This window comes from Streptosporangium carneum (assembly GCF_027922005.1).
In the GTDB taxonomy this organism is placed as follows: Bacteria; Actinomycetota; Actinomycetes; order Streptosporangiales; family Streptosporangiaceae; genus Streptosporangium; species Streptosporangium carneum.
Genome location: NZ_BSEV01000001.1, coordinates 761,097 through 774,567, shown reverse-complemented (window position 1 = coordinate 774,567; position 13,471 = coordinate 761,097). Strand labels below are relative to the sequence as shown.

Here is a 13,471-nt window from a genome sequence, read left to right as displayed (position 1 = left end):
ACCTAGCGGTGTGACAGAGCGCAAACCCTGGCAGCACGGTTGCAGTGATCCTCACGAGTGCACTCTGGGCGACGGGTGAGAACTACAACCCGGCAGGGTTCAGACATCAAAGGCCCTCCCTTAGATCCTGGGAGAGGGCTTCTGACCTGCAGAAGCTGGGAGATTTGAACTCCCGATGGCATTGCTGCCAAACCGCATTAGCAGCTCTGATCCTGCCCGTCCTGATTCGTTCCATCTGGACCAAGGGGCACGGACGGTCCTTACGGAACGCAGTTGAACGGGGCTGGATTGCAACTAGAACTGCAACTAAGGACTCGTCGTTACGGGCGGCGTGATCTCGATGATGCGCGCCGTTCCGGTGACCGATCGCGCCTCGTGCAGGCGCATATACCTCATCCAACTTGACCTTCCGCGCTGCCCCTTAGCGCCGACTGGTCAATCAGATACCGAAAACTGAAGGACGAAGCTGACGCGACGCGTGTCGATGTTGATATCAACGACTTGGACGACAACCTCGTCACCGAGCTGCAGCACGTGCTCGGGGTCGTCGATGTGATGCGCTGTGAATTCGGAGAGGGGCACCAGCCCCTCCACATCCTCGTGGACGCCGACGAATACCCCGATCGGGGTGACCTTCGTGACGTGTCCAGAAAGGACGCGGCCGAGCTGGGTGCGGGCGAACTGCTGCAACGGGTCTGGTTGCAGGGCCTTGAGCGACAGCGAGACCTGCTCACGCTCCATATCCACGTGCAGAACCGTGACGGTGATCTCCTGCCCCACCTGCACAACCTCGGACGGATGGTCGAAGCGTCTCCAGGACAGGTTAGGGACGCGTACCAGTCCATCCGCACCACCAAGATCTACGAACGCACCGAAGTTAGCGACCGAGGACACAACACCCTTACGGACCTGACCATTCTGCAGCGTGTCAAGGAAGGCCCGGCGGGCGTCGCTCTTAGTCTTCTCCGCCATGACAACGCCCTTCCTATCCCTGGCACTACGCCGGTGAGCATAGCGCTAGGAAACGATCCATTCCTGGAAGATCCGCCAGGCGTCTCTCATAGCCGATGGTTTTACAACCCGTGACTTTTCCTGCTACGACATGACCTTATTGCTGATGGAGTTCGCGACGCAATTCAAAATCACTCACCTTTTGTGCCCATCGTGCGTACATTTTATGAGCCTCCAGAGTACTCGGATGAGTATTTCCCAATTTTTCCAAACAAGTATTGACCACATGAGCCAATGCGTCACGCGCTGTTACTATATAACCGGTCTCACCCATACAATTGGCCGCCCCCGCCACAGCGATGAGGGTTTCAGGGTGGTCTCTACCCAATACGCGATCATAAATATTAACTATCTTCGTATATAGATTTAGGGCCGCTTTCGTATCGCCCGTTTCAGCGGTCCATCGTGCAATGTTGCTTCGCACTGCGAGCGTGTCAGGGTGTTCAGACCCCAATATCCGCTCGCAAAAGGGCAATAGATTAGTGCACATTTCGAGAGCTTCTACCGCGCTTCCTGCTTCGCCAGTCCAGTGAGCGAAACAATTCCGAGCAACAAGAGTTTGAGGATTCTCAGTGCCCCAGACTTTTGCATAGACAGGAATCCATCTTTTATATAGATCACATGCGGCCACGGGATCCCCAGCCTTACCGACCAACCAAATATAGTTAGCTCGCACGGCGAGAGTTTCTTCATTTTCAATACCCCATTGCTTCTCGCAGATCGATAATATATCACTGGATATCTTACGGGCACTTTCATAGTCTCCCGCCTCGCCAAGCCACCAGGAGTAATTATTAAAGACGTGCAATGTTTCGTATGCTTTAGGCTCCAACACTTTTACGCATAGAGAAGATAGCTCCTTGTACATATTCCGCGCCTTTAATATATCTCCAGCTTTCCCCGTCCAGAATGAAAGGTCGTTTCGGATGATTAAAGTGCCTAAATCTTCATCTCCAAGCATCTCGGCACTGGAATTATACACACGCTGCTGGAGATCTCTAGCGCTTTTATAGTGGCCATTATCAGCCAATTCGTGGGCGATCTTTTCTGCTATTTCAAGCCAATGCTCGATAGTTTTTAGATTTCGCTCATTCTCATCGTCGAGAGTCGTTCGGAGAGAAGCAGATTCGACTTCATGATTAGCTCGTTCAGCTTCTAGCTGGGCTTGTAATCGCGAATTTTCCTTTCGCAAAGCGACAAGCTCAGGGTCTGGAATTTCCAGTATTGGACTACGCTCTACTGTGGCAACACGTTCCCAAGCTTGCTGCCACGGTTCTATATCGATGATTCCGCATGCTTTTACAAAAGCAAGCGTGACGGCCTTAGGGGCTAATCGTTTACCGGAAAGCATTTCCGAGATTGTGGTCCGTGCCAGGCGTACTCCTTCATGGGTAGTCCTTTTTTCTAGCTCTCGATAGGACGGCCGATCAGCGCGTACATGCAAAACATGTAGTGCATCGCTGAGCTCCTGGCGAGTACGAACTGTTTCCACACGCAAGGTCTGATCGTTGTGGTCATGAGGAGGAGGGGAGGAGGTGTCCATGGGGGTCTTCCAGGGGTGTCCGGTGATGTCCGCGAATGTCCGTCAGCGTAGACCAGGCCGGCCGCGCCTGTCTGGTGATTGTCCGAACGCATGTAGTTATGTCCGTTATTGCTCGCTCGCTGGAACATGATCGGCTTGTAGCTGTCCATCTATCTAACCGGACGGCGCTGCTTCCTCTTTTCTGGAATAAGCACACGGGAACGGAATCCCGCCGGAAGATTTACAGCTTTCAAGGAGAGCGCCGTGATCCATACTCTTGAGTTTTTGAATCTGTTAGTGCAGCTAGCTATTGGTGGTGTGGGCCTGGCAACTGCTCTGATCTCAGCTCGGAGGAAACGTAGCGAGCAGGATTCCGACGATGGTGGTCCCGATCTGTCATAGCGAGCCAGGCAGAGGGTGGTAAGGACAAGGGTGTTCCAGGGCGCGCCGCGCGCAGTCTTCGACCCGCGGGTGGCGCGCCCAATGCCGTCACTGACGCGCGGGACACTTACGTCACCCAGCTACAGCGACACAGCACTTGGGATTTGGTTGCAACGGCGCTCGGTCTTGACTGCCAGCACGTTGCATCGTTCGTCTTGGCAGGCGAGTCCAGTACGGATGCACGGGACAGTGTCCCTCAAGCTGACTGCCATATCTCTGACCTGGTCATGCAGCATGCCGGGGGCCCTGCCCCACTGACAGCGGATGCGCTGATCAGCTCTCTGCCTTAACCTGGGTGGGGTATATCCGAGAACTAATCTCACGCCATGTGCCGTAGCTTGTGGCCGCATGAGAGCGGTCGTCTACCACGATCCCCGGTGAGCCGGGGCTGAGGAACGAAGTCCCGGATCGTCGATCGCCCCCAACTATCAACGCAGGTCAACCACAATTAGGCGATCGTGAGGGGCAAAGCAGTACGGCGGTGCGTCGCACGGGTCGGCGTGTCACATCGGCTACGGCGGGCGCGCGGTGCGGTTACGGCCCGGGTCGCCGCCGGCCGGGACCGGCGCCCACGCCGCACGCCCGGGCGGCGTGCGGCAGAGGGCCGGGTACGGCGGCGCGGCGCGCCGCCGCTTGACAACCCATGAGAACAATTCGGCAGTGTCCGCGCTACGGAATCCGCCCCCCTACCGGGGTAGGTACTGCTCGATCTCTTTGAGGGCCAAGGCCCACGGGTAGGCGTCCAGAATGTCGCCTCCGGTGCCGGGTGGGTGGGGTTCGAACTGGCCGGGGCCGAGCAGGACGGGGATGCCTTCGGCGCGCAGGGTTTCGACGCTTCGGCGGAAGGGGGCGCGGGAGGCGAAGGCGGTGTTGACGAAGGGCAGCACGACCACGGGGATGTCCAGGCCGGGGGCTTCGGCGAGCAGGCCCAGGGCGTAGGTGTCGGTGAGGCCCTGGGCGAACTTGTTGATGGTGTTGTAGGTGGCGGGGGCGACGATGATCGCGTCGGCTCGCGGGGGCCGGGGTTCGTGCGGCTTGCGGTACTGGCTGCGCACCGGGCGGCCGGTCTGCTGTTCCAGGGCGGGGACGTCGATGAAGTCCCGGGCGGGCGGGGTGGCGACGATCTGGACGATCCACCCGTCGTCCTGGGCGAGAGCGACCAGGCGACCGACGTCACCTGCGGCTCCAGCGGCGCACACGATGACGTAGAGGACCTTGCCGGGCTGCATCAGGCGACGACTCCCAGGGATGTGGCGTACTCGCGAGCTTCCCGCCGGACGCTGATCGGGGCTGTGACGGTGATGTCGCGGACAAGGCGAAGAGCGGCCGGTCGGCCGGTGACCTCCTCGGCGGCGATCTGTCCGGCGGCGCGCAGGACCTGGAGAGCCTTGTCGTGTTTGCCGCACATGAGGAACGCCTGGGCGGTGTCGATCAGGAGGGTGCCCTTGCGCTCGTTGGTGGGCAGCCTGTCCAGGTCGATCTGGCGGGCGTGGTCGATCGCGGTTCCCGCGTCGCCGAGCCGCAGGGCGATGTTGACCCGGTGGCACAGGACGTTGGTCGGGCCGAAGGCGGTCCACTGGTGGTTGCCGTCGTAGCCGAGTCGCCGGGCCGCCTGGGCGGCCTCGTCGAGCAGTTCGGCAATGACGTGCCTGTTGCCGGTCTGCGCTGCGGCGACGGCACCGCTCAGCAGCAACGATCCGTAGATCGACAGCTCGTCACCGGAAGGCTGCTTGAGGTCGGCGTCCATGCGGGCGGCTGCGGTGTTGGCGGTGCTGACGGCGACTCGGTGGTGTGCGCCGTCCATGAGGGCGCGGGTGATGACCCGGGAGCTCGATCCGATCGCCAGGGGACTGTGGCTGGCGTGGGCGGCCAGGAGGCTGCGGTCCGCGGCGAGCCAGGCCAGCCCCTTGTTCTCCTGCTTGAGCAGGATGGACGCCGCGATGTGGTGCGCCTCGGCGGACAAGACGTGCGCTCGTAGTTTCTCGTCGCCGTCCAGCGCGAAGCAGGCGGTGCGGAGCGTGCGGATCAGGGACGGTAGCCCGGCGATCACCTGGGAGTAGTGGCTGGCCTGGTAGCTCCGTTTGGCCTGGGCCACCATGGCGGCGATCGATGCCAGGTCCGCGGGGCCGTCGGTGAAGCTGGAGTGTTCGAGCAGTGCGACGGCGAGATCGTCGGTGTCCAGGCCCTTGTCGTGGGATGGCTCGGGCTGGTGGAAAACCGCGCTGAACAGGGCGGCTCCGGTCAGTCCGACGAACTCGCGGCGTCGCATCGCACCCTCGTCCTCCCCCTCGCTGACGAGATCCACGGTACGCGGCACACCCGCCGGAGCGTTAGCCTTCGCGGGGTGGTCGTTTCGGGCGGAGACGCTCGCGACTGCCTTGCGGGTCTCGTGGCGGATGGACCGGGAGAAGCCGAGTTGTTCCGGAGTCAGGCCGGCGAGCTGGGTGAGCGCCAGGCGATAGAAGGTGCTGGGCCACCTGACCTCTCCGGTTTCCCATCGGCGGACCCGTTCCTCGTCGCACGCCAGGCGTTCGGCGATGCCGGTCGGGGTGGCGTTGATCCGCTCGGCCATCTCCAGCCGGGTGAGCCGGTTGGCGGTGCGCCATGCCCGCAGCAGGGCGTTCGGGGCCTTCTCGGGCATCTCCTGCCTTTCCTCTCAGCGGGGGGAGTCAAGAGGGGAGCGAACAGGGGACCACGTGGGGGTCCTGCTGTCTCCGGTTTGCCGGTGGACTTGTCATCAAGCAACCACGCTACGTCAGCCCGCCTTCCGCCGCAGGGAGCGCGGATCAAATGTCGAGGAGATGGCGACGGTGACCCGGCCAGACGAGTCCAGCGAAGAGATGCCCTGCCCCTCTTGCCGAGGGCGGGGGACCAAGTTCCGCAGCTCAAGCCGTGCCCTTCTCGTCGGTGAGAGCGGCGGTGGTCACGAGACGTACGGAGAACAGGAATGTCTCGACTGCCTCGCAAGCGGCCGGGTCGAAAGGAACGTGACATGAACCCCCTTCCTCAGGCCATCGCCGTTCCCCCACAGGCAGGCCCTCAAGACGAGCAGCAGAGTGAAACGGTCCTCCTCGCCCTCCTGCAGGATGCGCTGTTGCGGCGCGGGGTGCGTGCCGAGCTGCGGGACAACGGCACGGCACTGATGATTCCCCGCCCCAGGGTGGGGATGCCGGTGTGGGTGTTCGTCGGATACGGCGGCGCCTACTTCTCCTGGCAGTCCGCCGAGAAGCGCCACCCGGTCAACGACCTGGAAGGCGCGACACAAGTCCTGGCCGAGTACGTCGGCCGATAAGCGGGCGCGGCGGGGCAGGGTCCCTCGGTGCTGGAGGGGGCCGAGGAGCGTTACCCCTGTCCCGTCGCGCCTCCCACCGTCCCGGCAGACAGCTCAAGCGGACGCATGCGGCCCACCCCGGCACCGCACGCCCTTTCCCCCGCTCCTGTCTGCCGGGACCTTCTTTTCCTCCAGCCTCCCCGCCCTCGAACACGTGACAGGGGAGGAAAGCCAAGTTACGCTCTAGCTTGGTAAAACAACCTGTTGGGTGATGGACGGTCGTTATGTCGCTAGAGTCCGTACCGCCGAAGTACGCGCAACTTGTCCAGGCGCTACAGCGGCGCATCGAGTCGGGGGACTACCCTCCGGGCTCCATGCTGCCCAGCGAGAACCAGCTCATCAACGAGTTCGGCGTCTCCCGGCCCACCGTGGTCGCCGCCCTGCGAGTCCTGCGGGAACAAGGGTGGATCGAGTCTCAGCAGGGCAAGGGCCGGTTCGTGCGCGGCCGTCCGGTGACGGCCTCGGTGGAGCAGTCCCGCCCTGGACAGGCACACCTCACCAGCCCCGAGACTTCCTCCGACGGCGAGGTGACGGAGGTGGCCGCGCTGGTCGCCCCTGAGCGGATCGCGACATTGCTGGACATCGCCCCGAAAAGCAAGGCGTTCCTGCGCCGTCGGCTGATCAGCCGTGACGGCGGACCCGCCGAGATCGTCTCGGCGTGGGTGCCGCTTGAGCTGACCGAGGGCACCGACCTGACCAGCGCCGACCTGTTGACCGAGGGGCTGGGTGAACATCTGCGCTCCCGGAAGGGGGTGCGGTTCGATCACATCGTGCAGCAGATCACCGCACGGATGCCCACAGCCGACGAGGCCAAGCGACTCGGCATGCCGAAGAACACGCCGCTTCTGGCGGTCTACGGCGCGGTCAGGGATGCCTCGGGACAGGCGTTGGCCGTGGTGGAGGTGCTTCTCCCGGCCGATCGCCACGAGCTGGAGGACGTCTATCCGATCGGGTAGACAAGTCTCACCACGCGAGCCCACTTAGGTACTTGACCTACCAAGCGGGCTTTCTTATCCTCGAAGCACATGACAGGTTAAGTGCCTGTCAAACGACAGAGGAGTGCCATCATGGCTCTGCAAGGCCCCATCCCCGTCAGCTTCGACATGGTCTTCCCGCACGGCTGCTACGTCGTCGGCGACGTCGAGCCCGTCAAGGACTTCGACGCCTCCACCAACGGCCGGTTCGTCCAGTCCCGCGACAAGCTCACCGGAGACCCAGTGTGGCAGGTCGCCGTCATGGACGCCGACCCGACGGTGAAGGCCGGACAGAAGACCGTCGCCGTCAAGATCCTGTCCACCGTCCAGCCGGTTCCCCCGGCCCCGCTGCCCGACTCGCCGTTCACCCCGGTCGAGTTCGACAACGTCACCGTCACCCCCTACGTCAACGGCGCCGGACGCCTCGCCTACTCGATCAAGGTCCGCGCCATGCGTGCTCCCCGTAGGGCTGCCGTCCCGACCAAGCACACCACCACCTCGGCGTCGGCCAAGGACACCGCCAGCACCACGACCAGCAAGGAGATCGCAGCATGAGCACCCACGACGACTACCGGCCCTACACCTACGTCACCGCGTCCATCCACGAGGGAAACACCCGCCTCGGGGTGTCCTTCCACACCGCCGAACTGTCGGTCATCGCGATGAACGTCCACGGCATCCGGCCCTACCTCTGCATCGGCAGTGCCGAGGGCCAGCTGTCGATCTCCACCACCGGCGGCGGACCGGTCACCTCCGCCGACCTGGACCTGGCCCGGGAGATCGCCGATGCCGCCGCCCGCTACCGGGACGAGTGCGAGCGCCTGCACACCGGTCAGGCCGTCGTTCCCGCGCCCTCGCCCAACCGGGACGACGACCCGGCCTGACCACGTAAGCGGGGCCGCTGGAAGTTGCAGCTCCCGGCGGCCCCTCGGTTCTCTCCCGACACGCAATCAAGGAAGAGGTCTTCAGCCTAATGTTCAAAAAGCTACCCGGCGACGAGGCACAGCGCCTCGTCTCCACCACCCCCGACACCGCTGTCGTGTTCCGTCCGGCCATCGTCCGCACCCCCGCTCTGGTGACCCTGGTCATCTATGCCTGGCGGCTGTTGGCCGGTCTGATGCGCCTGCTCTGGCGGCACCCGATCGCCTCGGCCGTCGCCGCGCTGCCTGGCGTGATCTGGACCGTCTACGGCTGGCCATACGGCCTCGGCGTCGTGGCCCTGCTGCTGGCCGTCCCGACCGGATGGGCGCTGATCCACCGGCCCTCGTTCCTGCACCTGATCGGCTGGCGGCTGCTGGCCTTCTGGCGGCTGGTCTGGGTGTACCGGCGGCACTGGCAACCGGTGATGACCATCTCCGGGTTAGCGCGGCAGGTCAGCGGGCGCGAATACCTGCCTCACCTGGTGGCCGTCTCGTGCACCTCGTGGGCCGACCTGGTCACCGTCAAGATCCTCACCGGTCAGGCCGTCACCGACTGGGCCGACCGCGTCGAACACCTGGCCCACGGGTTCGGCGCGGCCTCCTGCCGGGTCACCATCACCCGGTCCGGCCGGCTGCTGCTCACCTTCCCCGCCGCGACCCGCTGGCCGTTCCGCTGCCCGCCCTCCCGATCCCGGCCGTGGCGTCGGTGGGGCCGGTGGAGATCGGCCGCTGCGAGGACGGCACTCCGTGGCGGCTCAAGGTCCACGGCACCCATGTCCTGGTCGCGGGCGCTACCGGGGCGGGCAAGGGCTCGGTGATCTGGTCCACGATCCGAGGGCTGCTACCCGCCGCCGGCGTGGGCCTGGCCGAGATCTGGGCGCTGGACCCCAAACTCATGGAGCTGAGCTTCGGCCGGGACCTGTTCGGCGACCACTACGCCGCCGACCCGCTCGCCTGCGTCGAACTGCTGGAAGCCGCGGTGAAGGTCATGCAGGAACGAGCGGGCCGCTTCGCCGGGGTCAGGCGCACCCACGTCCCCACCATGGAGGACCCGTTCGTCCTGGTGGTCGTGGATGAGGTGGCGTTCCTCACCGCCTACCAGCCCGACAAGGGCCTGCGGGTCCGCACCATCGCCGCCCTGGCCACGCTCACTACCCAAGGTCGCGCGGTCGGCGTCGGGGTACTCGCGGCGCTCCAGGACCCGCGCAAGGACGTGCTGACCATCCGCAACCTGTTCCCCGACAAGATCGCCCTCCGACTCGACGAGTCCGAACAGGTCGACATGATTCTCGGCGACGGCTCCCGGGACCGGGGCGCACTGGCCGACCACATCTCCCCGATCCCCGAACAGGGCGCGGGCATCGCCTACGTCCGCCTGGAAACCTCGCCCGACCCGATCCGGGCCCGCGCCGCCTACGTCTCCGACGACGACATCCGCGACATGGTCGCCCTGTTCAGCGCCGACACCCTGCCGCTGCCCGAGGTGGCCTGATGAAAATCACCATCCACGGCACCGCCGACGAGATCGACGCCCTGCCCTTCCGGCGGCTGCGGCCCCTCGACGGCTCCGACCTCGCCGAAGTCGTCGTGATCATCGACCTGAACACCGCCCGGCTGCACAAGCACCCCCACAGCGACGCCTACCGGCTGCACGCCGACATCCTCGACCCGCCCCGGAAGGAGGCCAGGTGACCGACACCGCCCACCCGTCCGCCTCTGCACCCCCCAACGGAGCCGACCGCACCCTTCCCCGCACCGTCCGCGACACCCTGCCCCTGGCCCTCGACGTCGCCGTCGAAGTCGCCAAACTCAACGGCGTCTGCATCCGCCCCATCGAACTACGCCGCTTCGACACCCACACCGGCACCTCAGAGCCCTTCGACATCCCCTGCGGCACCACCAGCGAAGCCAAGTGCCCGCCCTGCGCCCAGCGCAACAAGCAGCTCCGCAAGGCTCAATGCCGCGAGGGCTGGCACCTCGACGCCGAACCCGTCGCCGAACCGCACCCGGCCACCGATGACCAGAGGTGGCTGATCGAGTTCCGCGCCGACGTCCAGGCCAAGCGCGACCAAGCCGAGCGTGATAGTCAGGACACCGCCGACTGGGACGAGGCCATCGCGGGCATCGACGCCGAGATCAACGCCGCCGGGATGCGCGGCAACGTCACCGGCGGCCGAACCGCGCCCCGCCGCTCCCGCTCCACCCGGTGCCGCCAGGACGCCCCGGACCTTCCCAAGCGGGCCCGGCAGAACACCACCCTGGGCCGAACCTACGTCGCCCCGGACGGGCAGGTGTTCCGGCCCTCGCTGTTCGTCACCCTCACCCTGCCCTCCTACGGCAAGGTCCGCCCCGGCCAGGGCGTGCCCGTCGACCCGGCCACCTACGACTACGCGACGGCGGCCCGCGACGCACTGCACTTCTCCAAGCTCATCGACCGGTTCGTGCAGAACCTGCGCAGGGTCGCCGGATACGACGTGCAGTACTTCGCCACCGTCGAACCCCAGAAGCGCTTCGCGCCACACCTGCACATGGCGATCCGCGGGACCCTGCCGCGTGCGGAGATCAAGGCCATCGCCGCCGCCACCTATCACCAGGTGTGGTGGCCCTCCATCGACGAGGTGCGCTTTGAGGGCGATCACCTGCCGGTCTGGGCCGAGCGGGACGAGCAGCCCGCGCCGTACCCGGACGGGCAGGCCGGCGACTACCTCGACCCCGCCACCGGCGAACTCCTGCCCACCTGGCACGAAGCCCTCGACCGGCTCGACCAGGACGACGAGGCCGAGCCCCTGCATGTGATGCGCTTCGGTGCCCAGGTCGACGTGCAGGGCCTTCTGGCCGGGTCACCGGACGCGCACAAGCGGATCGGCTACCTGACCAAGTACCTCACCAAAAGCTTGGGCGACACCCTCGACCTCGACCCCGACGAGGACGAGCAGGGCGACGAGACCCCGGCCGCGTCGACTGCCCGCGCAGCGGTCAACCGGGCCCGCCGGGACCACGCCGCCCGCTGGTCGAGGCGCTGCGCTACGAACCCTGCTCCCCCACCTGCGCCAACTGGCTGCGCTACGGCATCCAGCCCAAGGACGCCAAGGCGGGCATGACGCCGGGCCGGTGCCGTTCCAAGGCCCACAAGGCCGAACACCTCGGCTACGCCGGACGCCGCGTCCTGGTCTCCCGCAAGTGGTCGAACAAAACCCTGCGCGACCACAAGGCTGATCGCCGGGCCTGGGTACTCGACATGCTCGGCCTGCCCGACGACATCGAGACCGACCCACACCGCTATGTCTGGCGGCCGGTCTCCACCAAGGACCCGACCCGAACCCCGCTGCCGGTCCGGCTGCTGCGCGGCGTGGCCAACCGCCACCGAACCCGCGCCCGGCTCGACGAACTACGCGCCAGAGCCGACGGCAGACCCATCCCAGACCTTTCGGCAACCACGGCACTGAGGGAGGCGGCATGATCGATGACCTCGCCCCTGTGCTTCTCCGGCCGGAGAAGGCGGCGGAGCTTCTCGGTATCGGCCGGACCACGGTCTACGCGCTGATGCGATCGGGCGCGCTCCGCTCGGTCCGTGTCGGCACCCTTCGCAGGATTCCCTCCGCCGCGCTCGCCGAGTTCGTCGCGCATCTGGAAGAGGAGCAAGCAGCATGAGCACGAAGAAACGCGGCCGCAACGAGGACTCGATCTACAAGGACGGCGACCGGTGGCGCGGTGCCATCTCCATCGGCTACAGGCCGAGCGGAGAGCGCCTCCGTAAGAAGGTCTCCGGCAAGACGCGGACCGAGGTCGTGGAGAAGGTCCAGAAGATCCGCGAGGGCATCGCCAAGGGACTTCCGGTCCCCGATGACAAGATCACCGTAGGTGCGTTCCTCGACCGGTGGCTGTCCACGCTCCCCGGGCACATCGCCGATTCGACCTTGGACGACTACGAGGACACGGTACGGCTCCACCTCAAGCCGGGGCTCGGGCGGCACAAGCTCACCGCGTTGACCGTCGCCCATGTCGACGCGCTCTGGCAGACCAAGCGAGCGACCTACAAGCCCAACAGCGTCCGGATCATGCGGGCCGTGCTCCGTAAGGCGCTGGGGCAGGCCGAGCGTGAGGGCCTGGTCGCACGCAACGTCGCGGCGCTGTCCATGCCTCCCCGGATCAACACCGACGAGGGCAGGACGCTCACAGTCGACCAGTCCCGCATGCTCCTCGACCAGGTCGCCGAACATCGGATGGGGACGCTCGTCCTGCTCTCCCTCGTCTTCGGGCTCCGCCGCGGTGAGGCGCTCGGATTGATGTGGAGCGGCTTCGACTCGGAAGCGCGAACGCTGCGCGTGACACACGCGGTGAAGCGGGTCAAGAACCGCGATGCCGACACCGACCGCAAGACCAAGCTCGTGATCTCCGAGCTGAAGACCCGCAAGTCACGCCGGACGCTCTGCCTGACTCCCGAGCTGGTCGACGCGCTCAGGCAGCACAGGAGCGCGCACAACAGAGAACGCCTTCAGGCCGGACAGGAGTGGACCGAGCACGGGCTGATCTTCCCGACCGCTTTCGGCAATCCGTCCGACCCCGACACCTTCTCCCACCTGTTCTCCAAGCTCGCCCGGAAGGCCGGGCTCGGCCACTGGCACCCGCACGAGCTACGGCACTCCGGGGCCTCGCTCATGCTCGCCCAGGGCACACCACTGCACGTGGTCTCCGACGTCCTCGGGCACGCGAGCATCGCGATCACGAAGGATGTCTACGGGCACCTGATGGAAGGCGACAAGCGCGCGGCGACGGAGGCGATCTCCGGTGTTCTGCTGAGCAGGCCGGTGCCTTTGGCTCCCAGGTTGGCTCCCACGGACGCCGAGGAGACCGGGTGAGCCACAAAAGAAGAAAGGCTCCTGAGCGGATAATCCCTGCTCAGGAGCCTTTCTGCGCTTGCGCGGCCGAGAGGACTCGAACCCCTAACCTTCTGATCCGTAGGGAAGAGCAGAGGTCTGGTCAGCGGCTTCCCGCGCTGGTGAAGCGGTGGATGCTGGTTGGAGCGGCGTGATCCCGTAAGGCAGCGTTGCTGTACGGCGCTGCTGTACACCACGTCCGTGGACATGACCCCGTCACCTGCAGCCCACACGAGCGGTTTCTGCCGCCGATCACCCTAACCCTCGCGTCCCTGCGCCTGCGCGAGGCCGAGCAGGCCTCCCTGCCCCGCACGCTCGCCTCCCGGACAGGCTAGCCGCTGCGCCGACTCGACGCCGGCGGACACAGCTGCATCGGCGCCCTCGACGGCGTGACC

The 13,471-nt window shown here is 65.4% G+C and carries 14 protein-coding genes and 1 pseudogene; 11 read left to right on the top strand and 4 right to left on the bottom strand.

The window, feature by feature from the left end:
• Nucleotides 1-453: 453 nt before the first annotated feature.
• The 4 genes and pseudogenes from PKF00_RS03960 to PKF00_RS03945 all read right to left on the bottom strand — a co-directional run.
• Nucleotides 454-993 (bottom strand): annotated as a pseudogene (locus PKF00_RS03960) (S1 RNA-binding domain-containing protein); the annotation flags it as partial.
• 115 nt (nt 994-1,108) lie between these two features.
• Complete coding sequence (locus PKF00_RS03955) at nt 1,109-2,554, bottom strand: tetratricopeptide repeat protein (RefSeq protein ID WP_271215940.1); 1,446 nt, start codon at nt 2,552-2,554, stop codon at nt 1,109-1,111.
• A gap of 1,106 nt (nt 2,555-3,660) precedes the next feature.
• The gene (locus PKF00_RS03950; protein WP_271215939.1) at nt 3,661-4,203 is read right to left on the bottom strand and encodes a flavoprotein; all 543 of its coding nucleotides are present in this window, start codon (nt 4,201-4,203) and stop codon (nt 3,661-3,663) included.
• A complete protein-coding gene (locus tag PKF00_RS03945; protein ID WP_271215938.1) occupies nt 4,203-5,615 on the bottom strand; it encodes an XRE family transcriptional regulator in 1,413 nt (470 codons plus the stop codon). The genes PKF00_RS03950 and PKF00_RS03945 overlap by 1 nt, the downstream gene beginning before the upstream one ends.
• 351 nt (nt 5,616-5,966) lie before the next feature.
• Between PKF00_RS03945 and PKF00_RS03940 the strand changes: the two genes are divergently transcribed.
• The 11 genes from PKF00_RS03940 to PKF00_RS03895 all read left to right on the top strand — a co-directional run bounded on the left by PKF00_RS03940 (nt 5,967) and on the right by PKF00_RS03895 (nt 13,058).
• A complete protein-coding gene (locus PKF00_RS03940; protein ID WP_271215937.1) occupies nt 5,967-6,266 on the top strand; it encodes a hypothetical protein in 300 nt (99 codons plus the stop codon).
• Between the two features lie 263 nt (nt 6,267-6,529).
• Nucleotides 6,530-7,261 carry a GntR family transcriptional regulator gene (locus tag PKF00_RS03935; protein WP_271215936.1) on the top strand — a complete coding sequence of 244 codons (732 nt, stop codon included), beginning with the start codon at nt 6,530-6,532 and terminating at the stop codon, nt 7,259-7,261.
• Nucleotides 7,262-7,372: 111 nt separating this feature from the next.
• Nucleotides 7,373-7,834, top strand: a complete 462-nt coding sequence (locus PKF00_RS03930; RefSeq protein ID WP_271215935.1) for a plasmid replication, integration and excision activator — start codon at nt 7,373-7,375, stop codon at nt 7,832-7,834.
• Nucleotides 7,831-8,163, top strand: a complete 333-nt coding sequence (locus PKF00_RS03925) for a hypothetical protein (protein WP_271215934.1) — start codon at nt 7,831-7,833, stop codon at nt 8,161-8,163. The genes PKF00_RS03930 and PKF00_RS03925 overlap by 4 nt, the downstream gene beginning before the upstream one ends.
• Nucleotides 8,164-8,252: 89 nt before the next feature.
• Nucleotides 8,253-9,017, top strand: a complete 765-nt coding sequence (locus PKF00_RS03920) for a hypothetical protein (RefSeq protein ID WP_271215933.1) — start codon at nt 8,253-8,255, stop codon at nt 9,015-9,017.
• The gene (locus PKF00_RS03915) at nt 8,915-9,691 is read left to right on the top strand and encodes an FtsK/SpoIIIE domain-containing protein (RefSeq protein ID WP_271215932.1); all 777 of its coding nucleotides are present in this window, start codon (nt 8,915-8,917) and stop codon (nt 9,689-9,691) included. Before PKF00_RS03920 ends, PKF00_RS03915 begins: the two co-directional genes overlap by 103 nt.
• The gene (locus PKF00_RS03910) at nt 9,691-9,891 is read left to right on the top strand and encodes a hypothetical protein (RefSeq protein WP_271215931.1); all 201 of its coding nucleotides are present in this window, start codon (nt 9,691-9,693) and stop codon (nt 9,889-9,891) included. The genes PKF00_RS03915 and PKF00_RS03910 overlap by 1 nt, the downstream gene beginning before the upstream one ends.
• Nucleotides 9,888-11,300 (top strand): replication initiator, encoded by a 1,413-nt coding sequence (locus tag PKF00_RS03905; RefSeq protein WP_344925509.1) that lies wholly within the window; start codon nt 9,888-9,890, stop codon nt 11,298-11,300. The genes PKF00_RS03910 and PKF00_RS03905 overlap by 4 nt, the downstream gene beginning before the upstream one ends.
• Nucleotides 11,207-11,659 (top strand): replication initiator, encoded by a 453-nt coding sequence (locus PKF00_RS44600; RefSeq protein WP_369011155.1) that lies wholly within the window; start codon nt 11,207-11,209, stop codon nt 11,657-11,659. The genes PKF00_RS03905 and PKF00_RS44600 overlap by 94 nt, the downstream gene beginning before the upstream one ends.
• On the top strand, nt 11,656-11,850 hold the full coding sequence (locus PKF00_RS03900; protein ID WP_271215930.1) for a helix-turn-helix domain-containing protein: 195 nt from the start codon (nt 11,656-11,658) through the stop codon (nt 11,848-11,850). Before PKF00_RS44600 ends, PKF00_RS03900 begins: the two co-directional genes overlap by 4 nt.
• Nucleotides 11,847-13,058 (top strand): tyrosine-type recombinase/integrase, encoded by a 1,212-nt coding sequence (locus tag PKF00_RS03895; protein ID WP_271215929.1) that lies wholly within the window; start codon nt 11,847-11,849, stop codon nt 13,056-13,058. Before PKF00_RS03900 ends, PKF00_RS03895 begins: the two co-directional genes overlap by 4 nt.
• The last annotated feature ends 413 nt before the right edge of the window (nt 13,059-13,471 follow it).

Bases quoted from the DNA above. Each gene is read 5' to 3' on its own strand.
- PKF00_RS03900 (WP_271215930.1), top strand. From the start codon at position 11,656: ATGATCGATGACCTCGCCCCTGTGCTTCTCCGGCCGGAGAAGGCGGCG.
- PKF00_RS03945 (WP_271215938.1), bottom strand. From the start codon at position 5,615: ATGCCCGAGAAGGCCCCGAACGCCCTGCTGCGGGCATGGCGCACCGCC.
- PKF00_RS03950 (WP_271215939.1), bottom strand. From the start codon at position 4,203: ATGCAGCCCGGCAAGGTCCTCTACGTCATCGTGTGCGCCGCTGGAGCC.
- PKF00_RS03925 (WP_271215934.1), top strand. From the start codon at position 7,831: ATGAGCACCCACGACGACTACCGGCCCTACACCTACGTCACCGCGTCC.
- PKF00_RS03910 (WP_271215931.1), top strand. From the start codon at position 9,691: ATGAAAATCACCATCCACGGCACCGCCGACGAGATCGACGCCCTGCCC.
- PKF00_RS03935 (WP_271215936.1), top strand. From the start codon at position 6,530: ATGTCGCTAGAGTCCGTACCGCCGAAGTACGCGCAACTTGTCCAGGCG.
- PKF00_RS03895 (WP_271215929.1), top strand. From the start codon at position 11,847: ATGAGCACGAAGAAACGCGGCCGCAACGAGGACTCGATCTACAAGGAC.
- PKF00_RS03955 (WP_271215940.1), bottom strand. From the start codon at position 2,554: ATGGACACCTCCTCCCCTCCTCCTCATGACCACAACGATCAGACCTTG.
- PKF00_RS03920 (WP_271215933.1), top strand. From the start codon at position 8,253: ATGTTCAAAAAGCTACCCGGCGACGAGGCACAGCGCCTCGTCTCCACC.
- PKF00_RS03930 (WP_271215935.1), top strand. From the start codon at position 7,373: ATGGCTCTGCAAGGCCCCATCCCCGTCAGCTTCGACATGGTCTTCCCG.
- PKF00_RS03940 (WP_271215937.1), top strand. From the start codon at position 5,967: ATGAACCCCCTTCCTCAGGCCATCGCCGTTCCCCCACAGGCAGGCCCT.